At 56.1% G+C, this 20869-nt stretch carries 23 protein-coding genes and 1 other annotated feature; of the genes, 16 read left to right on the forward strand and 7 right to left on the reverse strand.

Annotated elements, in window-relative coordinates; genetic code table 11:
- Positions 1 to 18: 18 nt before the first annotated feature.
- The 5 genes from FJW00_RS17780 to hxpB form a co-directional block, all read right to left on the reverse strand.
- A complete protein-coding gene (locus tag FJW00_RS17780) occupies positions 19 to 1410 on the reverse strand; it encodes an L-cystine transporter (protein WP_140925181.1) in 1392 nt (463 codons plus the stop codon).
- A 151-nt stretch (positions 1411 to 1561) separates the two neighbouring features.
- Positions 1562 to 2152, reverse strand: coding sequence for a metal-dependent hydrolase (locus FJW00_RS17785; protein ID WP_009090554.1), 591 nt, complete (start codon positions 2150 to 2152; stop codon positions 1562 to 1564).
- A gap of 138 nt (positions 2153 to 2290) precedes the next feature.
- A complete protein-coding gene (gene kduD / locus FJW00_RS17790; protein WP_140925183.1) occupies positions 2291 to 3052 on the reverse strand; it encodes a 2-dehydro-3-deoxy-D-gluconate 5-dehydrogenase KduD in 762 nt (253 codons plus the stop codon).
- A gap of 16 nt (positions 3053 to 3068) precedes the next feature.
- Complete coding sequence (gene kduI / locus FJW00_RS17795; RefSeq protein WP_058956577.1) at positions 3069 to 3905, reverse strand: 5-dehydro-4-deoxy-D-glucuronate isomerase; 837 nt, start codon at positions 3903 to 3905, stop codon at positions 3069 to 3071.
- A 174-nt stretch (positions 3906 to 4079) separates the two neighbouring features.
- Positions 4080 to 4748: a hexitol phosphatase HxpB gene (gene hxpB, locus FJW00_RS17800; protein WP_058956576.1), complete on the reverse strand. Its 669-nt coding sequence runs from the start codon at positions 4746 to 4748 to the stop codon at positions 4080 to 4082.
- Positions 4749 to 4892: 144 nt separating this feature from the next.
- On the opposite strand from hxpB, the gene FJW00_RS17805 reads away from it, so the two are divergent.
- Positions 4893 to 5429: a YniB family protein gene (locus FJW00_RS17805; RefSeq protein ID WP_009090542.1), complete on the forward strand. Its 537-nt coding sequence runs from the start codon at positions 4893 to 4895 to the stop codon at positions 5427 to 5429.
- Positions 5430 to 5437: 8 nt separating this feature from the next.
- Here FJW00_RS17805 and FJW00_RS17810 read toward each other — a convergent pair whose 3' ends face one another.
- Together FJW00_RS17810 and ghoS are read right to left on the reverse strand one after the other, a co-directional pair.
- The gene (locus FJW00_RS17810) at positions 5438 to 6331 is read right to left on the reverse strand and encodes a fructosamine kinase family protein (protein WP_140925185.1); all 894 of its coding nucleotides are present in this window, start codon (positions 6329 to 6331) and stop codon (positions 5438 to 5440) included.
- A 78-nt stretch (positions 6332 to 6409) separates the two neighbouring features.
- Positions 6410 to 6730, reverse strand: a complete 321-nt coding sequence (ghoS, locus tag FJW00_RS17815) for a type V toxin-antitoxin system endoribonuclease antitoxin GhoS (protein ID WP_009090539.1) — start codon at positions 6728 to 6730, stop codon at positions 6410 to 6412.
- Between the two features lie 350 nt (positions 6731 to 7080).
- Between ghoS and FJW00_RS17820 the strand changes: the two genes are divergently transcribed.
- From FJW00_RS17820 to FJW00_RS17890, 15 genes are all read left to right on the forward strand, one after another.
- The gene (locus FJW00_RS17820; RefSeq protein ID WP_009090538.1) at positions 7081 to 7842 is read left to right on the forward strand and encodes a DUF481 domain-containing protein; all 762 of its coding nucleotides are present in this window, start codon (positions 7081 to 7083) and stop codon (positions 7840 to 7842) included.
- Positions 7843 to 8088: 246 nt separating this feature from the next.
- Complete coding sequence (thrS, locus tag FJW00_RS17825) at positions 8089 to 10017, forward strand: threonine--tRNA ligase (protein ID WP_009090537.1); 1929 nt, start codon at positions 8089 to 8091, stop codon at positions 10015 to 10017.
- A gap of 3 nt (positions 10018 to 10020) precedes the next feature.
- Positions 10021 to 10572 (forward strand): translation initiation factor IF-3, encoded by a 552-nt coding sequence (gene infC / locus FJW00_RS17830; RefSeq protein WP_033736278.1) that lies wholly within the window; start codon positions 10021 to 10023, stop codon positions 10570 to 10572.
- Positions 10573 to 10672: 100 nt separating this feature from the next.
- The gene (gene rpmI, locus FJW00_RS17835) at positions 10673 to 10870 is read left to right on the forward strand and encodes a 50S ribosomal protein L35 (protein ID WP_009090535.1); all 198 of its coding nucleotides are present in this window, start codon (positions 10673 to 10675) and stop codon (positions 10868 to 10870) included.
- A gap of 41 nt (positions 10871 to 10911) precedes the next feature.
- Positions 10912 to 11268 carry a 50S ribosomal protein L20 gene (gene rplT, locus FJW00_RS17840; RefSeq protein WP_006118956.1) on the forward strand — a complete coding sequence of 119 codons (357 nt, stop codon included), beginning with the start codon at positions 10912 to 10914 and terminating at the stop codon, positions 11266 to 11268.
- A gap of 117 nt (positions 11269 to 11385) precedes the next feature.
- Positions 11386 to 11511: a sequence feature (Phe leader region), on the forward strand.
- On the forward strand, positions 11391 to 11435 hold the full coding sequence (pheM, locus tag FJW00_RS22385; protein ID WP_106120997.1) for a pheST operon leader peptide PheM: 45 nt from the start codon (positions 11391 to 11393) through the stop codon (positions 11433 to 11435). It overlaps the preceding feature by 45 nt.
- Positions 11512 to 11582: 71 nt before the next feature.
- Positions 11583 to 12566: a phenylalanine--tRNA ligase subunit alpha gene (gene pheS / locus FJW00_RS17850; RefSeq protein WP_009090534.1), complete on the forward strand. Its 984-nt coding sequence runs from the start codon at positions 11583 to 11585 to the stop codon at positions 12564 to 12566.
- A gap of 14 nt (positions 12567 to 12580) precedes the next feature.
- A complete protein-coding gene (gene pheT / locus FJW00_RS17855) occupies positions 12581 to 14968 on the forward strand; it encodes a phenylalanine--tRNA ligase subunit beta (RefSeq protein WP_140925187.1) in 2388 nt (795 codons plus the stop codon).
- A 4-nt stretch (positions 14969 to 14972) separates the two neighbouring features.
- The gene (ihfA, locus tag FJW00_RS17860) at positions 14973 to 15275 is read left to right on the forward strand and encodes an integration host factor subunit alpha (protein ID WP_003853259.1); all 303 of its coding nucleotides are present in this window, start codon (positions 14973 to 14975) and stop codon (positions 15273 to 15275) included.
- 169 nt (positions 15276 to 15444) lie between these two features.
- Entirely contained in the window at positions 15445 to 16428 is a 984-nt protein-coding gene (gene btuC, locus FJW00_RS17865; RefSeq protein ID WP_140925189.1) for a vitamin B12 ABC transporter permease BtuC, read from the forward strand.
- 40 nt (positions 16429 to 16468) lie between these two features.
- The gene (locus FJW00_RS17870; RefSeq protein WP_140028471.1) at positions 16469 to 17014 is read left to right on the forward strand and encodes a glutathione peroxidase; all 546 of its coding nucleotides are present in this window, start codon (positions 16469 to 16471) and stop codon (positions 17012 to 17014) included.
- Positions 17015 to 17764, forward strand: coding sequence for a vitamin B12 ABC transporter ATP-binding protein BtuD (gene btuD, locus FJW00_RS17875; RefSeq protein WP_140925191.1), 750 nt, complete (start codon positions 17015 to 17017; stop codon positions 17762 to 17764).
- 68 nt (positions 17765 to 17832) lie between these two features.
- Positions 17833 to 18291 carry a C40 family peptidase gene (locus tag FJW00_RS17880; RefSeq protein ID WP_009090526.1) on the forward strand — a complete coding sequence of 153 codons (459 nt, stop codon included), beginning with the start codon at positions 17833 to 17835 and terminating at the stop codon, positions 18289 to 18291.
- A gap of 294 nt (positions 18292 to 18585) precedes the next feature.
- Positions 18586 to 19332: an EAL domain-containing protein gene (locus FJW00_RS17885; RefSeq protein ID WP_046101724.1), complete on the forward strand. Its 747-nt coding sequence runs from the start codon at positions 18586 to 18588 to the stop codon at positions 19330 to 19332.
- Between the two features lie 85 nt (positions 19333 to 19417).
- A complete protein-coding gene (locus FJW00_RS17890; RefSeq protein ID WP_140925477.1) occupies positions 19418 to 20869 on the forward strand; it encodes a protein adenylyltransferase SelO in 1452 nt (483 codons plus the stop codon).

Below are 20869 nucleotides of genomic sequence, written 5' to 3' on the forward strand. Positions count from 1 at the left end.
CGCCAGGTTGAGCAGAGATTAGCGGTGCGCCAGTTCGGCGTGGTCGTCACTTTCCAGCACGCGCCTGTCGGTCAGGCCTAACCAGCGGCTGGTGAGTGAACCGGCGGTCATGGAGCCATTGACGTTCAGGGCGGTACGGCCCATATCGATCAGCGGCTCGATAGAGATCAGCAGCGCAACCAGGGTCACCGGCAGGCCCATCGCAGGCAGCACAATCAGGGCGGCAAACGTCGCACCGCCGCCGACACCGGCCACACCGGCTGAACTCAGGGTGACGATCCCGACCAGCGTTGCAATCCACAGCGGATCAAACGGGTTGATGCCAACCGTAGGCGCCACCATCACCGCCAGCATGGTCGGATAGAGACCGGCACAGCCGTTCTGGCCGATCGTGGCACCAAAGGAGGCTGCAAAGCTCGCCACAGACTCTGGCACGCCCAGGCGACGGGTCTGAGTCTCTACGCTCAGCGGAATGCTGGCGGCGCTGGAGCGGCTGGTAAAGGCGAACGTAATCACCGGCCACACTTTGCGGAAGAAGCGCAGCGGGTTGATGCCGTTTACCGACAGCAGCAGGGCATGAACCGCAAACATTATCGCCAGACCGAGGTAAGAGGCGACCACAAAACTGCCCAGCTTGATGATGTCCTGCAGGTTAGAACCGGCCACCACTTTGGTCATCAGCGCCAGCACGCCATACGGCGTCAGCTTCATCACTAAACGCACCAGCTTCATGACCCACGACTGCAGGGTGTCAATCGCCACCAGCACCCGCTGACCTTTCTCCTGGTCATCTTTCAGCAGTTGCAGAGCGGCCATCCCCAGGAAGGCGGCAAAAATGACCACGCTGATGATGGAGGTCGGATTAGCACCGGTCAGATCGGCAAACGGATTTTTCGGGATAAAGGAGAGCACCAGCTGAGGCACGCTCAGGTCGGAGACCTTGCCGACATAGTTGCTCTGGATCGCACTCAGGCGTGCGGTTTCCTGGACACCCTGCACCAGACCTTCCGCGCTGAGGCCAAACAGACCGGTCACGAAGACGCCGACCAGCGCAGAAATCGCGGTGGTAAAGAGCAGTACGCCAATGGTCAGTACGCTGATTTTTCCCAGCGACGAGGCGTTATGCAGACGGGCGACCGCACTCAGAATCGAGACGAACACCAGCGGCATGACGACCATCTGCAGCAGCTGGACATAACCATTGCCAACGATGTTAAACCAGCTGATCGACGTTTTGACCACGGCGCTGTTTTCACCGTAGATCAGCTGCAGCACCAGGCCGAACAGCACACCGATCACCAGACCGATCAACACTTTCTTCGACAGGCTCCAGCTATGGCGGCTGAAGCGGGAGAGTAATACCAGCAGCACCACGAAGGCCACGATATTAAGCGTAAGAGGAAGGTCCATACCGAAACTCCAGAGTAATGCGGCCTGTCGTCCGGGAGAGGCCGCATAATGTTAATCACGAATTAAGACAGCAGGAATGGTAACAGCAGCCGGAGAGGCTGCCTTATATCCAAATGGCATGGTTTATAACTAACTGTTGATTTTTGCGGGTTTATTGCGCGGTATGACTGGAAATTAACCGTCCGACCCCATTCTGCAGCGTATCGAACAGCTGGGTCGGCCAGCCGTTTGCACCAAAGGAAGGCATTCCCACCGGAAACCAGAGCGCATAGCCCACCAGACCCAGACACAATACCCGCTCAAGCTGATTGCCTTTCTGGCTGCGCAGAATCGGCAGGCGGAAGCGCCAGCGGCAGGGCCACAGCAGTGGCACCCCCGCAGGCGTCAGCATATCGGCCACAATATGGCTGAGGTAGCCCAGGGTCAGACCCTGCAGGACATCAGGCGGTATGGGTGACGATTTGGGCAGGTTAATCTGAAAAAGCCATAAACCGGCGGCCACCGCCAGCAGGCTGTGGGTAAAGCCCCGGTGACCAAAAGCGCGCGCAATCGGCTGTGAGAGCCAGCGCAGCCGCTGTCCCAGCAGGGATTTAGGGTGATCGATGTCGGGCAACAGACATGTCAGCAGGGCTGAAGGAACGAGATGCCACCAGTCGGCCTGCGCCAGAACCGGGGTCAGCTCCGCACGTTTGGCAAAAATAGCGCTGGCAATGGCAAAAATGATGTGGCCTTCGCCCGTCATGATAGAACCTGGATGCTAAGAAACTGTCGATGCATCCAGTATAGGGATTTATCCAGTAAATGAGAACATGTGACGCTGTAACTAACAGTGAATTTTTTTACAAGGCGAGCCGCGGCATGTCACGGCTCACCCCGTTTTCTAGCGGGCCAGCCAGCCGCCATCAACCGCCAGCGTGTAACCATTAATATAGTCTGCTGCAGATGAGGCCAGAAAGACCACCGGCCCCATCATGTCATCCGGCACGCCCCAGCGGCCTGCCGGAATACGGTCAAGGATCTCAGCGCTGCGCGCCGCATCTTTGCGCAGGGGTTCGGTATTATCGGTCGCCATGTAGCCCGGCGCGATAGCATTAACATTGATGCCATGCCGTCCCCACTCGTTAGCCATCAGACGGGTTAAGCCCATGACAGCGCTTTTTGAGGCGGTGTAAGAGGGGACGCGAATGCCTCCCTGAAACGAGAGCATGGACGCAATATTAATGATTTTGCCGCCGCTTCCCTGCGCGATAAACCGCTGCGCGATTTGCTGTGAGAGGAAAAACACCGTCTTGCAGTTGATATTCATCACATCATCCCAGTCCTGCACGCTGAATTTCAGGGCATCCTCACGACGGATAATCCCGGCATTGTTGACCAGGATATCCACTCTGCCTGCCGCGGCGACCGCCTCTTCCGCGACCTGCGGGATGACCTCAGGAGACATCAGATCGGCTGAAACGGACCAGAAGCGGCGGCCAAGTGCTTCCACTTTATGCTGCGTGTCAGCCGGTTCGATGCGGTTGATGCCCACAATGTCGCAGCCAGCCTGCGCCAGCCCCAGTGCCATCCCCTGGCCAAGCCCGGTATTACAGCCGGTCACGACGGCGACTTTGCCTGTCAAATCAAATCTGTTCAGTACCATTCGGCTTGTCCTCCGCTTAACGCAGTTCGCTAATTCTGACCGCGTCCATATCATCAAAGACCTGATTCTCACCCACCATTCCCCAGATAAAGGCGTAACGCTGGGTTCCGACACCCGCGTGTATCGACCAGCTGGGAGAGATCACCGCCTGCTCGTTATGAACCAGCAGATGACGGGTTTGCTGCGGCTCTCCCATCATGTGGAAGACGGCGTGATCTTCGCTCATGTCGAAATAGAAATAGACTTCCATGCGGCGTTCGTGGGTGTGACAGGGCATGGTGTTCCAGAGACTGCCCTCATGCAGCCTGGTCAGGCCCATCGTGAGCTGACAGGTAGGCAACACGTCGGGCACGATAAATTTGTGTATGGTGCGGCGATTAGCGCTTGCCGCATCGCCCAGCGTGGCGTTGACCGCCTCCTGCAGCGTGATCTTCCTGTCCGGAAAGGTGGTGTGCGCCGGTGCACTGTTGAAATAAAATTTTGCGGGCCGCGATGCGTCGAGGCTGCGAAACAGCAGATCGCGCGCCCCTTTGCCGATATAGAGCGCCTCTTCGTGACCGATTTCCCACGTTTTGCCATCCACCTCCACCAGACCCGGACCGCCAATATTGATCATGCCCAGTTCACGGCGTTCGAGAAACCAGGCGACGCCCAGCTGTTTGCCCATCTCATCCCCCATCGTGACCGGCTGATTCACCGGCATGACGCCGCCCGTAATGATGCGGTCAATGTGGCTGTAGGTCAGGGTGTAGTGATCGGCGGTAAATATCTTTTCAATCAGAAATGCCTGGCGCAGTGCGTCAGTGTCGAGTTGTTTAGCGTGATCGCTGTGAATGCTCTGGCGAATGTCCATCTCGTGCCCCTCTGGAGTCAGGTTATTCATCCCCCGATCAGGGGACGATGTGGGCATCTTAGGCAGGGTGAGACAGCGATTCAATAAAAATGAAACGCTGTTTTAATTTTTTGAGATTCAGATCAACCGCAGAATGCCTGAGCAAAAAAAAGCCCGCTTAAAGCGGGCGGGGGGTCAGCCTTTCAGATGCGTCGGGCTAAGCTGCGTCAGATTGTCCAGCCGGACATCCGCCAGCGCCCAGCGGGGATCGTCGCGGTGCTCAGCGGCAGGTACCACAATCGACCGCATGCGGGCCGCTTTAGTGGCGATCATGCCGTTAAACGAATCCTCCAGCGTGACGCAGTTCAGCGGATCGATTCCCAGACTGGCGGCGGCATTGAGATAGACCTGCGGATGGGGCTTGCTATAGGGCAGAGCTTCTGCGGAGGAGAGCACATCAAAATAGTGGCGCAGATTAAAGATCTCCAGCACCTGTTCCAGCATCGCCATCGGAGAGGCGGACGCCAGGCCAATCTTCAGTCCCTGCTCCTGACAGAGTTGCAGCGCGGTTTCCACGCCCGGCAACAGGGGGCGGGTCTGATCCACCAGCGTCATGGCGCGCACGATAATCCGCTCCGTGACCTCCTGCTGCGACGGACCCTGCCACGGCAGCGTTTCGTACCACATCCGCACCGTCTGGTCGATGCGCAAACCCAGCGTGTCGGGCATTTCACTGCGACGTGACAGGTCAACATCCAGCGTTGAAAAGATATCCAGCTCAGCCTGATCCCACAGCGGCTCAGAATCGATCAGTAAACCATCCATATCAAACAGGGCGGCGAGGACAGGGCGGTGATAGGGCATCAGAGGTCTCCTTTTAAAGTCGGTTTTACCATAGCATCATTCCCGGCTGGCGCACGCTTCGCCCGTCGGCCATGCTTTTTTTGGGAAATTTCTTCATTGGCAGGTAGACTTACGGCAAATCGGATTTCGGGTTCAGGAGATATTATGACCTATCAACAGGCTGGCCGCATCGCCATCCTCAAGCGTGTGGCAGGCTGGGTGCTCTTTCTGGTGGCGCTGCTGTCGACCATTATTTCGGTGCTGAGCTTTATGTTTAAGCACAGTGAGAAGCAGCCAGGTATCGACGCGGTAATGCTCGATTTTGTTCATGTTATCGTCGATATGCTTCGCTTTAACACCCCCTTCCTGAACATCTTCTGGCACAACTCCCCGGTGCCGGAATTTAATGGTCAGATGAACCTGGGATTCTGGCTGATCTACATCCTGATTTTTGTCGGACTGGCACTGGAGTCATCCGGCGCGCGCATGGGGCGTCAGGCCCGTCATGTCAGAGAGGGCATTGAAGATCAGATGATCCTGGAGCAGGCAAAGGGCAGCGAAGGGCGAAGCCGTCAGCAGCTGGAAGAGAAGGTGCGCGTACCCCGTCACACCATCTTCCTGCAGATCTTCCCGCTTTACATCCTGCCCGTGGTCATTGCGGTAGCCGGTTATTTCGTGCTGTCACTGCTCGGCTTTATCTGAGGGCGTCGTCAGGCCGGTCTGGCCTGACTGGCGCTCAGCGCATCCTCTTCCAGCAACTGGCCGATGGCGAACTGTGCGTCGTCCGGCCAGTGCCCGCCAAAGACGTTAGCCCGGTTCAGCAAATAGTAGAGCTGATAGACCGGCAGACGCTGCGAGAACCCATCCGGTAACGGCCAGACCGACTGATAGCCGTCGTAAATCTGACGCGGCAGGTCGGGGTACCAGCTCAGCATGGCTAAATCGCACTCCCGGTCGCCCCAGTAGCAGGCAGGATCGAACACCCAGGGGCCGCTGTGGCTGCTGGCACAGTTGGCTGGCCAGAGGTCGCCATGCAGCAGCGACGGCTGCGGATGATGGGAGCCCAGCACCCGCTGCACGGCAGCAATGATCAGCTCGGTATCCCCGTAGAGCACCCCTTTTTCTGCCGCCAGCTGTAACTGCCAGCCGATGCGCTGCTCGGCAAAAAAGACCGACCAGCGGCGCAGCCAGCTGTTGGGCTGAGGAGTCGTGGTGATGTTGTTGTCGAAATCGAGACCGAACTGTGTCTGCTCGCTCCACTGATGAAGGTGCGCCAGCTGCTGCCCGAGCCGCCAGGCACTCTGCTCATCAAGTGGCTGAGGCGGAATATATTCCAGCAGCAGGAAGCTCTCCTCGCGGTGCTGGCCTACGCCATAGACCTCCGGCACGCGAACCGTGCCGGTGCGCGCCAGCAGCGCCAGCTGGTCAGCTTCCCAGGTGAAGAGTGACAGCCTGTCCCGGCTGTTACTTTTGACGAACACGTCGTGATCACCGTAGCGGATACGCCAGGTGGGATGGATGTCGCCGCCGGCCAGGGCGTGACGTTCGGTGATTTCGGCATTGCCTAACTGCTCGCTTAACAGACGACTAATGGCTGACCACATTGGGCTATCCTCGTTATTCGCTGCGTAAGACAGATTGTACTGCGTAAATATTCACCAAAACCAGCCCGATTGCACCTCTTATTCTGGTGCGGAGCGGGTAGGGCGATGTTCAGCGGTGTCGCGCAGAAACGCTTCGAAGGTCGTCACGGTCACGTCCGGCCGCTGACCCAGCACGCTTTCACCCGCCGCAGTGGCCTGCTGCTGCAGCGCTTCAGGCGACAGCGGGCTGACAATACCAAAGCTGTTGGTCCCGAGTTCATGCGGGTGGCCCTCATCGTCAGCCAGGGTGGTGGTGAAACCGGCCGCTGTCATGGCGCTGGTCAGCTCCAGGATGTCGCTTAATCCCGATTCCTGATAGTGAAAGGTCACGATATAGCGTGTTAAGGCGTTATTGCTCATGAGGTACCTCCGGGGAAGGGAAACTGAACTGAGCGTAGACCATGGTGAAAAATCAGGCGAATTATGAAGGGGATGCGCGGTGCCTGCCGTGATGCCGGGCGTAAATTCCTGTCAGGCAGGTGCGCGGGGGTGGAAAAATCTTCTGCGGCTACGGCTATCTTTTCCCTTTCGCAGCACTATAATGCGCGACGTTAATCAGATGAGTCCCAATTAACACGTGTTGCAGGGCTGATTCCACGCATTTCGGGTGAGTTAATATTTTTTTACAAAACTTACCGTAAATTGCATTGAATGCCGGGCAAAACGCTTCAGACTCTTCGTTTTTTAAACTGTCGCACGGATCACATTTAATGAAAGCCTATAACAAGCTGTCTGCTGTTCTTCTGCTCTCCGCCGGAGCATTTTGTCACCAGGCACTGGCCGATAACGCCGTATTCACCTCAATGGATGACCCCTCTACGGCGAAAAAGCCGTTTGAAGGCTCAGCTGCTGCGGGATACCTGGCGCAAACCGGTAACACCACCAGTTCATCAATGACCGCTCAGACCAATATGACCTGGTATCAGTCATCAATGGCTTACAGCTTGTGGGGTAACGCGGCCAACACCTCGTCAAACGATGAGCGCTCTTCCGAGACCTACAGCATCGGCGGCCGTTCACGTTACAACGTCAGCAACTATGACTACCTGTTTGGTCAGGCGAGCTGGTTAAGCGATCGTTTCAATGGTTACGATTCGCGTGACGTTCTGACAGCCGGTTACGGTCGTCAGATCCTGAACGGTCCGGTGCATTCACTGCGTGCGGAATTTGGTCCGGGTGTGCGCTATGACGATTTCCACGATGGCGGCCACGAAACTAAAGCGCTGGGCTATGGCGCGGTCAGCTATCAGTGGCAGCTCACTGACACCACCAAATTTGTCCAGGGTGTGTCTGTACTGAGCAGCTTCGGTGAAGATACCACCGTGAACTCTGAAACCGGCCTGCAGGTGGCAATTAACAGCCACTTCGCCCTGAAGCTGGCGTACAACGTGACCTGGAACAACAATCCGCCGGAATCTGCGCCGGATCGCACCGACACCAAAACCTCGGTTATGCTCTCCTACGCGATGTAAGCGCAATTTTACCCGTGGTCTGCCCTGCGGCCTGACACTCTGTCAGGCCGCTTTTTTTTGATCTCTCCACGGCTTAGCAAAAAGGGGATGGTTTTTCTCGACCGGGAAAACTGCTATCATCTGCCCCGCACGGCAATCCTGGCGACATTCCGACAATGTGGGTCTGATGTTACGCCAGGTCACCCATTTTACATGACGTTGCATGTAGGCTTTCGTGTGGCCTACCACTGCAAATAAGGATTAGAAATGCCTGTAATTACGCTTCCTGATGGTAGCCAGCGTGTGTTCGACCGCCCTGTCAGTGTGATGGATATCGCGCTGGACATCGGGCCGGGTCTGGCGAAAGCCTGTATCGCTGGCCGCGTGAACGGTGAACTGGTTGATGCGGTCGATCCCATCACCGAAGACGCCGCCGTGGCGATTATCACTGCAAAAGATGAAGCCGGTCTGGAAATCATCCGTCACTCCTGCGCGCACCTGTTAGGGCATGCCATCAAGCAGCTGTGGCCGGATACGAAAATGGCGATTGGCCCGGTCATTGATAACGGCTTCTATTATGATGTCGACATCGATCGTACGCTGACCCAGGAAGATATCGACCTGCTGGAAAAACGCATGCATCAGCTGGCTGAGACCAACTACGATGTGGTGAAGAAAAAGGTCAGCTGGCAGGAAGCCCGTGACGTCTTTGCGGCGCGCGGCGAAATCTACAAAACCACCATTCTTGATGAAAACATCAGCCACGACGATAAGCCTGGCCTCTATCATCATGAAGAATATGTCGACATGTGCCGCGGTCCGCACGTGCCGAACATGCGGTTCTGCCATCACTTTAAACTGCAGAAGATCTCCGGTGCCTACTGGCGCGGCGACAGCAGCAACAAGATGCTGCAACGCATCTATGGCACCGCATGGGCAGACAAAAAGCAGCTGGCAGCCTATCTGCAGCGTCTGGAAGAGGCGGCAAAGCGTGACCATCGCAAGATTGGTAAGCAGCTGGATCTCTACCACATGCAGGAAGAAGCACCCGGTATGGTCTTCTGGCATAACGACGGCTGGACCATCTTCCGCGAACTGGAAGTGTTTGTCCGCAGCAAGCTGAAAGAGTACCAGTACCAGGAAGTGAAGGGTCCGTTCATGATGGACCGCGTCCTGTGGGAAAAAACCGGGCACTGGGAAAACTATAAAGAAGCGATGTTCACCACCTCGTCTGAGAACCGTGAATATTGCATTAAACCGATGAACTGTCCGGGACACGTTCAGATCTTTAATCAGGGTCTGAAATCGTACCGTGACCTGCCGCTGCGTATGGCCGAGTTCGGTAGCTGTCACCGTAATGAGCCATCAGGTGCGCTGCATGGCCTGATGCGTGTACGCGGCTTTACCCAGGATGATGCCCACGTCTTCTGTACAGAAGAGCAGGTGCGTGACGAAGTGAACAGCTGTATCCGCATGGTTTATGACATGTACAGCACCTTCGGCTTCGAAAAGATTGTGGTCAAACTCTCTACCCGTCCTGAGAAGCGCATCGGCACCGATGAGATGTGGGACCGTGCCGAGGAAGATCTGGCTGCCGCGCTGAACGAAAACAACATTGAGTTTGAGTTCCAGCCAGGCGAAGGTGCCTTCTACGGCCCGAAAATTGAGTTTACCCTGTACGATTGTCTTGATCGCGCCTGGCAGTGTGGAACCGTTCAGCTAGACTTCTCCCTGCCAAAACGTCTTGAAGCGACGTATGTGGGTGAAAATAACGATCGTCAGACGCCTGTGATGATTCACCGTGCGATTCTGGGATCGATGGAACGCTTCATCGGTATTCTGACCGAAGAATTTGCTGGTTTCTTCCCAACCTGGCTGGCACCACAGCAGGTCGTGGTCATGAATATTACCGATGGACAAGCGGAATATGTTGAGTCTTTAACGCGTAAGCTGCAGAATGCTGGCATTCGTGTGAAGGCAGACTTGAGAAATGAGAAGATAGGCTTTAAAATCCGCGAGCACACATTACGTCGCGTCCCTTATATGCTGGTCTGCGGTGATAAAGAGGTGGAAGCAGGCAAAGTTGCCGTTCGCACCCGCCGTGGTAAAGACCTGGGGTCGATGGATGTCGATCTCTTTGTTGAGAAGTTACAACAAGAGATTCGCAGCCGAAATCTTCATCAACTGGAGGAATAAAGTATTAAAGGCGGAAAACGAGTACTACCGACGCGTCCGAACAAAATTAACAGCGAAATCCGCGCAACTGAAGTGCGCTTAACGGGCATGGATGGCGAGCCACTTGGCATCGTCTCATTACGCGAAGCTCTGGAAAAAGCCGAGGAATCGGGTGCTGACTTAGTCGAAATTAGCCCGAACGCCGAACCGCCGGTTTGCCGTATTATGGATTACGGCAAGTTCCTCTACGAAAAAAGCAAATCTTCTAAGGAACAGAAGAAGAAGCAAAAAGTTATTCAGGTTAAGGAAATTAAATTCCGTCCTGGAACCGATGATGGCGACTATCAGGTCAAACTACGCAACCTGATTCGCTTTCTGGAAGATGGCGATAAAGCCAAAATCACGCTGCGTTTCCGTGGTCGTGAGATGGCGCACCAGCAGATCGGTATGGAAGTGCTTAACCGCGTCCGTAAAGACCTGTGTGAAGATCTGGATTTGGCCATTGTCGAATCCTTCCCTTCGAAGATCGAAGGCCGCCAGATGATCATGGTGCTCGCTCCTAAGAAGAAACAGTAGGCTTTCAAGTAACATTAACCGCGCAGCGTTCGCGTTGTGCGGTTTTCTGTTCGCCTGTCTGGGTCATGTTATCAACAATGCGAAGTGGATATTTTTAAAAATGCCAAAGATTAAAACTGTACGTGGCGCGGCTAAGCGCTTCAAGAAGACCGCTTCTGGCGGCTTCAAGCGTAAACACGCAAACCTGCGTCATATTCTGACCAAAAAATCTACTAAGCGTAAACGTCACCTGCGCCCTAAAGGCATGGTGTCAAAAGGCGATCTGGGTCTGGTTTCTGCCTGCCTGCCGTACGCATAAGTCCATTTTTTTTAAACAGAATATAGAACAGGAGAGCTCACATGGCTCGCGTTAAACGTGGTGTAGTTGCTCGCGCACGTCACAAAAAAATCTTAAAACAAGCTAAAGGCTATTACGGTGCACGTTCACGTGTTTACCGCGTTGCCTTCCAGGCTGTTATCAAAGCTGGTCAGTATGCTTACCGTGACCGTCGTCAGCGTAAGCGTCAGTTCCGTCAGCTGTGGATCGCGCGTATCAACGCAGCGGCTCGTCAGAACGGCATGTCTTACAGCCGTTTCATCAATGGTCTGAAAAAAGCAGCCATTGAGATCGACCGTAAGATCCTGGCCGATATCGCCGTATTCGACAAAGTGGCCTTCACTGCACTGGTCGAAAAAGCGAAATCAGCTCTGGCGTAAGTCAGATGAAAAAGGGAGCTTGCTCCCTTTTTTATTGCCTGTAAGCTGCGCAAAAGATTGACATTTTCGTCTCCGCGCATTTCAATAGTGCCCTCGTAAAGCATGACAAGGTAACTGCAAGCATGAATGCTGCTATTTTCCGTTTCTTTTTTTACTTTAGCGCCTGACATCCGGGGGCTTTTGCGCATAAGAAAAGAAACGAAAAATCGCGCTAAAAGCCTCCCTCGTGGAGGCTTTTTTGTTTCTGGCGTTAGCATACTGGACCGGCAGGTCCCAACAAGAACTGACCAGCCTGACTGGAAAAAGAGGAAATTATGTCCCAACTCGCAGAACTGGTGGCCAGCGCCACGGCGGCTATCGACGGGGCGACAGATATCGCCGCCCTTGACGCGGTGCGCGTCGAATATCTCGGTAAGAAAGGGCATCTGACATTACAGATGACCACCTTGCGCGAGTTGCCTGCTGAAGAGCGCCCTGCAGCCGGTGCGGTAATCAACGAAGCGAAACAGCAGGTCACCGACCGCCTGAACGCGCGTAAAGAGGCGCTGGAATCGGCGGCGCTGAATGCGCGTCTGGCGGAAGAGACCATCGATGTGTCACTGCCGGGTCGCCGCATTGAAAATGGCGGCCTGCATCCGGTCACCCGCACGATGGATCGCATTGAGACCTTCTTCGGTGAGTTAGGCTTTGCTGTCGTCACCGGGCCGGAAATTGAAGATGATTATCATAACTTTGATGCACTCAATATTCCTGCTCACCACCCGGCGCGTGCCGATCACGATACCTTCTGGTTTGACGCCACCCGTCTGTTGCGTACCCAGACTTCCGGCGTGCAGATCCGTACTATGCAGGCTCAGCAGCCGCCGATTCGTATCATCGCGCCAGGCCGCGTCTACCGTAACGATTACGATCAGACCCACACGCCAATGTTCCATCAGATGGAAGGGCTGATCGTGGATAAAAACATCAGCTTTACCAATCTCAAAGGCACGCTGCACGATTTCCTCAACAACTTCTTCGAAGAAGATTTGCAGATTCGTTTCCGTCCGTCCTACTTCCCGTTTACTGAGCCTTCAGCAGAAGTGGACGTCATGGGTAAAAACGGCAAGTGGCTGGAAGTGCTGGGCTGCGGCATGGTGCACCCTAATGTGCTGCGCAATGTCGGCATTGACCCGGAAGTTTACTCCGGTTTCGCCTTTGGTATGGGCATGGAGCGTCTGACCATGTTGCGCTATGGCGTGACCGATCTGCGCGCATTCTTCGAAAACGATTTACGTTTCCTCAAACAATTTAAGTAAGGGCAGGTTATCCAATGAAATTCAGTGAACTCTGGTTACGCGAATGGGTAAATCCAGCCCTGGACAGCGCCGCGCTGTCTGAACAAATCACCATGGCCGGTCTGGAAGTGGATGGCGTTGAGGCCGTCGCCGGTGCGTTCCACGGTGTCGTGGTTGGCGAAGTGGTGGAGTGCGGTCAGCACCCGAATGCTGACAAACTGCGGGTGACCAAAATTAATGTGGGCGGTGACCGTCTGCTGGATATCGTCTGCGGCGCGCCGAACTGCCGTCAGGGACTGAAAGTCGCCGTCGCCACCGTAGGTGCCGTGCTGCCGGGTGATTTCAAAATCAAAGCGGCCAAACTGCGCGGTGAGCCGTCAGAAGGGATGCTCTGCTCTTTCTCCGAGCTGGGAATCAGTGACGACCACAACGGCATTATCGAACTGCCTGCCGATGCGCCCGTTGGCACCGACATCCGCGCCTGGCTTCAGCTGGATGACAACACCATTGAAATCAGCGTCACGCCTAACCGCGCGGACTGTCTGGGCCTGATCGGTATCGCGCGTGATGTGGCGGTGCTGAACGGTCTGCCGCTGAACAAGCCAGAGATTCAGCCGGTCGCTGCCACGCTGAGTGACACCTTCCCGATTCAGGTTGATGCGGTGGAGGCCTGTCCGCGCTACCTGGGTCGCGTAGTGAAAGGCGTTAACGTTGGTGCGGCCACGCCATTGTGGATGAAAGAGAAGCTGCGTCGCTGTGGTATCCGCTCAATCGATCCGGTGGTGGATATCACCAACTATGTGCTGCTGGAACTGGGTCAGCCGATGCACGCCTTCGACCTCGATCGCCTTAACGGCGGCATCGTGGTGCGCATGGCGAAAGAGGGCGAAAAGCTGACGCTGCTGGATGGCACTGAAGCCAGCCTGCAGGCAGACACGCTGGTCATCGCCGATCACCAGCAGGCGCTGGCGATGGCGGGTATCTTCGGTGGCGAACATTCGGGCGTGAACAGCGAAACGCAGAACATTCTGTTTGAGTGCGCCTGGTTTGACCCGCTGGCGATCACCGGCCGCGCCCGTCGTCACGGTCTGCACACCGACGCGTCACACCGCTATGAGCGAGGCGTTGATCCGGCGCTGCAACATATCGCGCTGGAGCGTGCAACCGCGCTGCTGCTCTCCATCTGCGGGGGTGAAGCCGGCCCGATCATCGATCAGACGCATCAGGCCGCCTTGCCGGTTCCGGCGACGATCACCCTGCGCCGGGAAAAACTGGATCGCCTGATTGGTCATGTCATCGCCGATGAGCAGGTTACCGATATTCTGACCCGTCTCGGCTGCGACGTCACGACAGGCGAAGGTGAGTGGCAGGCGATCGCCCCGAGCTGGCGCTTCGACATGGCGATTGAGGAAGATCTGGTTGAAGAAGTGGCCCGCGTTTACGGCTACAACAACATCCCGAACGTGCCGGTGCAGGCGGGGCTGGTCATGACTCAGCATCGCGAAGCGAACCTGTCGCTGAAACGCGTGAAAAACCTGCTGGTGGATAAGGGGTATCAGGAAGCGATCACCTACAGCTTCGTTGATCCGAAGGTTCAGCAGCTGCTGCATCCGGGTGAAGAGGCGCTGCTGCTGCCAAGTCCGATCTCCAGCGAGATGTCGACCATGCGTCTCTCCCTGTGGACCGGCCTGCTCAGCGCAGTCGTCTACAACCAGAACCGTCAGCAGAGTCGCGTACGTCTGTTTGAGAGCGGCTTACGCTTTGTGCCCGACACGCAGGCAGATTTAGGCATCCGTCAGGATCTTATGCTGGCCGGTGTTATCAGCGGAAACCGTGTTGAAGAGCACTGGGATCTGGCGCGCCAGACAGTTGACTTCTATGATTTAAAAGGCGATTTAGAGTCGCTGCTCGATTTAACCGGCAAACTGGATGCGATCAGCTTCCGGGCTGAAGCCAATCCGGCGTTGCATCCGGGACAGAGCGCGGCGATTTATTTGCACGATGAACGAATCGGATTTATCGGAGTCGTTCATCCTGAGCTGGAACGTAAGCTGGATCTCAACGGCCGCACCTTAGTCTTTGAACTGCTTTGGAATAAGGTCGCAGACCGCGTCCTGCCTGACGCGCGCGAGATTTCTCGCTTCCCGGCTAACCGTCGTGATATTGCTGTTGTGGTGGCTGAAAACGTCCCTGCAGCAGATATCATCGCGGAGTGTAAGAAAGTTGGCGTAAATCAGGTAGTTGGCGTAAACTTGTTTGACGTGTACCGCGGTAAGGGCGTTTCTGAGGGCTTCAAGAGCCTCGCAATCAGCCTGATTTTGCAGGATACCAGCCGGACACTCGAAGAAGAGGAGATTGCCGCGACCGTTGGCAAATGTGTTGCGGCATTAAAAGAGCGATTCCAGGCAACCTTGAGGGATTGAACCTATGGCGCTTACAAAAGCTGAGATGTCAGAGTACCTGTTTGAGAAACTCGGGCTGAGCAAACGCGATGCCAAAGAGTTAGTAGAGCTGTTTTTCGAAGAGGTACGTCGCGCTTTGGAAAATGGAGAACAGGTAAAACTGTCTGGGTTTGGCAATTTTGACCTGCGTGACAAAAACCAGCGTCCTGGCAGAAACCCGAAAACGGGGGAAGATATTCCGATCACCGCGCGTCGCGTAGTGACATTCCGCCCGGGACAGAAGCTGAAAAGCCGCGTAGAGAACGCTACACCCAAAGAGACTGACTGAATTTCAGCGTTTCAAAAAGGCCGCGCAAGCGGCCTTTTTTCATGGTCTCACCCGCCGGGACTGCGCTGAGGCCCCCGTCTGCCAGCAGGGCGCACACCGCCTCAACCACCTTTCTTTTTTCTGCAATCCCACTACAATCAAATCTCTGTTTTCTCAGCAAATCCAGCCTATGTCTCTGCTTGACCCGCTCGCGCTTCAGGCCGACCAGCGCGGCCAGAAATGGCTTATTACTTTAGCTCTTATGCTGCTTGCGCTGCTCTGTGGCAGCCTGTGTGCCGGTGACAGCTGGATCGCGCCCTCAGAGTGGTTTACGGAGAGCGGCCGGCTCTTTGTCTGGCAGCTGCGGCTGCCGCGCAGTCTGGCGGTGATGCTGGTCGGTGCATCCCTGGCGGTGTGCGGCGTCGTGATGCAGGCGCTGTTTACCAATCCGCTGGCCGAGCCTGGCCTGCTGGGCGTCTCAAACGGAGCGGGCATTGGTCTGGTGCTGGGCGTGCTGCTGAGCAGCGGCTCGCTGTGGAGCCTCGGCCTGGCCGCGATGGCCGGAGCACTCATGATTACGCTGATCCTGCTCTGTTTCGCGCACCGTCAGCTCTCGGTGACCCGGCTGTTACTCACGGGCGTGGCGCTGGGGATTATCTGCAGTGCCATCATGACCTGGGCCGTTTACTTCAGCACCAGCCTCGACCTGCGTCAGCTGATGTACTGGATGATGGGCGGCTTCAGCGGCATTGACTGGCGCTATGGCGGAATGATGCTGGCGCTGCTGCCGGTGATGCTGGCCCTGAATGCGACGGGACCCATACTGAATCTGCTGGCGCTGGGGGAGATCTCCGCTCGTCAGCTCGGTCTCTCTCTTTTCTACTGGCGCAATCTGCTGGTGCTGGCGATGGGCTGGCTGGTCGGTATCAGCGTTGCCATGGCCGGTGCCATTGGTTTTGTCGGGCTGGTGATCCCGCACCTGCTGCGGCTGAGCGGCATCAGCGATCACCGTTATCTGCTGCCCGCCTCTGCGCTGGCTGGGGCAGGCGTGCTGTTAGCGGCCGATATCGTCGCGCGTCTGGCGCTGACATCGGCCGAATTACCGATAGGCGTGGTCACGGCGACACTCGGCGCGCCGCTGTTTATTCTTTTACTGGTAAAATCTTCGCGCTAGCTTTCGGCTGGCTACTCTGCATCCACAACAGGAATTCAGCATGAACATTTATGACACTGAACTGGTTACGCTTGATGGTGAAAAAACCACGCTCTCTGCGTGGCAGGGCAAGGTACTGCTGGTGGTAAACGTCGCCTCGAAATGTGGCCTCACCCCGCAGTATGAGGAGCTGGAGAATCTGCAGAAGGCCTGGCAGGATCACGGCTTCAGCGTACTGGGTTTTCCCTGCAATCAGTTTCTGGAGCAGGAGCCTGGCAGCAGCGAAGAGATCAAAACCTTCTGCAGCACCACCTATGGCGTGACATTCCCGATGTTTGCCAAAACCGACGTTAATGGGGCAGGGCGTCACCCGCTCTATGCTCAGCTGATCGCGGCCTGTCCTGACGCCGTTCGTCCCGAAGGCAGCGGTTTTTACGAGCGTCAGGTGAGCAAAGGGCGCGGACCAAAAGCGCCGGGCGACATCCTGTGGAACTTTGAAAAATTCGTGATTGGCCGGGACGGTCGCGTTGTCCAGCGGTTCGCGCCTGATATGACGCCGGAAGATCCCATTATTCTGGAAACCATTAAGCAGGCCCTGGCGAAATAGATGCTGCTGCGCCTGCAACAGATGGCGCTCGCCGGGCGGCTGTGCTCACTCAACGGTGAGCTTGCCGCCGGTCAGTTGCTGCATGTCGCCGGTCCGAACGGCGCGGGAAAAAGCACGTTGCTCAGCGTTGTTGCCGGACTGGAGGCCGCGTCCGGCAGGATCGTGCTGGATAACCGTCCGCTGTCCGGGTGGAGCAGCCCGGCGCTGGCCCGGGCTCGCGGCTGGCTTCCCCAGCAGCAGGCCCCCCTGAGTCAGATGCCGGTCTGGCACTATTTACGGCTGCATCTGAAACAGAGGGGGGTGCAGGATGAAGATCGGCTCAGCACGCTGCTGCAGCAGCTTCAGCTGCAGGATAAACTCGCCCACTCACTGACCCGGCTCTCCGGCGGGGAGTGGCAGCGTGTCCGCCTGGCGGCGGTCTGCCTGCAAATTGATCCGCGCATCAATCCAGACGGACGGCTGCTGATTCTGGATGAGCCAATGACCGCGCTGGATATCGCTCAGCAGAAAGCGGTGGACGATCTGATCGCCGGACTCTGTGCGGCGGGCATCAGCGTGATCGCCAGCAGTCACGATCTTAACCACACGCTGCATCAGGCGAATCAAGTCTGGCTGATGGAGAGGGGACAGGTCATTGCGCAGGGTGAACCGGCCGCGGTTCTGACGCCGCAGCGGCTGACACCGCTTTATGGCATCGCCTTCCGGCAGATTGAGCTTGAAGGACGCAGGCTGCTGACCGTCCTGCCCTGACACTTGCTACCCGGCGGGCTTTACCGCTACATTAAACCGGTTGCAACTTCTGATAAGGACATTTGGCGATGCGCCTGGGTTTGCTGATTTTGGTTCTGCTGCTGACGGGATGCAGTCATCACGCCCCGCCGATTAATGGTCGTCTCTCCGACTCAATTACCGTGATTGCAGAGCTGAACGACCAGCTCGGTCACTGGCACGGCACGCCCTATCGCTATGGCGGCATGAGCCGCAACGGTGTCGACTGCTCTGGCTTTGTCTATCTGACCTTCCGCGACCGCTTTGCGCTGCAACTGCCGCGCACCACCTCAGCACAGAGTGATATCGGCACCCGTATCAGTAAAGATGAACTGCTGCCCGGCGATCTGGTCTTCTTTAAAACCGGTCGCGGGGAGAATGGCCTGCATGTCGGCATTTACGACAGTGATAATGCCTTTATTCATGCTTCCACCAGCCAGGGGGTGATCCGCTCCTCGCTGGACAACGTCTACTGGCGCAAAGTCTTCTGGCAGGCTCGCCGTATTTAACCGGAGAGTCTGAAATAAGACTTAAGTCCAATTTAAAATAGAGAAAAAACAGCCGTTAAAAGTTTTATTTTAAATGACAGTTTTTGAGCGGAGATTTTATTAGGCATAATAAATGCTGGTTTAATTCCGCTAATAAGCGCAGTTTTGTCGTCACTATTTGGCTTAAGCGTCATCGCAGGCTGGCAAACGGTGGTGGAAGGGCAAAGAAGGTCGTCTCTTCAATGATTTGGCGCTATTGCCTGAGCCTGACCATTACTATACGATATCAACATCGCCGCATATTCTGGCATTAAAATGAAAATTCATCTTTCGGCCGACTATCAGTCGGAAATCTGGTTTTATCCTGTCTGTGATGCTGACGGACGGCTGGCTGCTGTTGAGCTGGTTACGCAGTTTGTGCATGAAAGTGCGCCGATCACACTGCCTCAGGATCTGCTGCTGCCGCAGCTCGATGAGTCGCAGCAGTTACGCCTGCTGCAAAGTCAGATTAGCCTGCTGGAGCAGAACCGTGCGTTATTCGAGTCGCACGACGTCTCCGCATTGATCCGTATTGATGAAGGGATGGCCCGGACGCTGCTGGCCAGCGAATTAGTGATGCGCAAAATAAAGCAGCTGCCCTTCATTCTGCTGAATATCACTGAAACGTTTCCGCAGCTGAAGCTCGGAAAAAATAATCCGCTGCTGGCGAGCCTGCATGATGAGTTTAATTTAGCGCTTTCCCATTTTGGGGCTGGCAAAACACCCTCGAATGCGGTCTACGATAATTTATTCAGCTGGATCTGTCTGGATAAAGAGTTTATTCACTCTCTGGCAAAGCGCGCGTCGTTTGTGCCGTTCATGCAGAGCATTATCGATAATTTCCGCACCCATTGTGACCGGCTGATTATTTGCGGCATCGACGATGATCGGCTGCTGGATAAAGTGAGCCAGCTCAGTGGGGTCGATTTTCAGGGCGCACTGTTCCCGGTGGTCAAATCTGACGCGTTGCGTTCCCTGATCCGCGCCGACAGTCGCCGACCCTCTTCTCAGCATCCTGGCTGATGGAACCTGTTTAATCCCCGATATCAGCGTTACACTGAAGGTTTTGGCAAACCGACGTCTCGCTGAGCATCGCATGGGAGAAACAATGTCCTCAGGCAAGCTATCATTTGACAATACCTGGTTCCGGGAGCTTACCGGATGCTATACCGCGCTTAACCCAACGCCGCTGGAAGGCGGACGCCTGCTCTACCATAACGCCCCGCTGGCCGCCTCAATGGGGCTGGATAGCGCACTCTTCGCCGGTAACGGGCATGACGTCTGGCACGGCGCGGCACTGCTGCCCGGCATGCAGCCACTGGCCCAGGTGTACAGTGGCCATCAGTTTGGCGTCTGGGCCGGTCAGCTGGGCGACGGGCGCGGCATCCTGCTGGGAGAACAGCGCACAGAGGATGGCCAGAAACTTGACTGGCACCTTAAGGGCGCGGGCCTGACCCCCTATTCCCGCATGGGGGATGGGCGGGCGGTGATCCGCTCCAGCGTTCGCGAGTTCCTGGCCTCTGAAGCATTGCATCATCTGGGGATCCCAACCACGCGCGCCCTGACCCTGTCGATTGGCGATGAGCCGGTTTACCGTGAAACGGCGGAGCGTGGTGCAATGCTGATGCGCATTTCACCCAGCCATCTGCGCTTTGGTCATTTCGAACATTTCTTTTACAGCCAGCAGCAGGAGAAAGTGCAGCAGCTGGCCGACTACGCCATCCGCCATCACTGGCCGCATCTGGTGGAGGAGGCGGATCGCTATCAGCGATGGTTTACCGACGTTGTGGTGCGCACTGCCCGGCTGATTGCGCTGTGGCAGAGCGTGGGCTTCGCGCATGGCGTGATGAATACGGACAACATGTCGATTCTGGGCCTGACCATCGACTACGGCCCCTATGGTTTTCTGGATGATTATCAGCCTGACTTCATCTGCAACCACAGCGACTATCAGGGGCGTTACAGTTTTGAAAATCAGCCAATGATTGGCATGTGGAACCTTAATCGCCTGGCTCATGCGCTGTCAGGGCTGCTGACAACTGAACAACTGCGCACGGCACTCAGCGCCTATGAACCTGAACTGATGCGGGTGTGGGGAGAGCGGATGCGGGCTAAACTCGGTTTACTGACCCAGCAGAGCAGCGACAATCAGATCCTGACCGACCTGCTGGCGCTGATGACGCAGGAGCACAGCGATTACACCCTGACGTTCCGGCAACTGAGTGAGACGCAACAGGCGGAAAGCCGCTCACCGCTGCGGGATGAGTTCATTGATCGTGAGGCCTTTGACCGCTGGTATCAGCGCTACCGCAGCCGCCTGATGGATGAACAGGTCAGCGATGCGGAGCGTCAGGCGGTGATGAAGGCGGCAAACCCGGCGGTGATACTCAGAAATTATCTGGCACAGCAGGCGATTGAAGAGGCTGAGCGAGGAGAGCAGGGCGCGCTGGCGCATCTGCACCAGGCGCTGCAGCAACCCTTCAGTGATGAAACAGCCGCCGACTATCGTCAGCGGCCACCAGACTGGGGTAAAACGCTTGAGGTGAGCTGCTCCAGCTGA

Origin of the sequence: Pantoea anthophila (genome assembly GCF_006494375.1) — a bacterium.
Taxonomy (GTDB): Bacteria; Pseudomonadota; Gammaproteobacteria; order Enterobacterales; family Enterobacteriaceae; genus Pantoea; species Pantoea anthophila.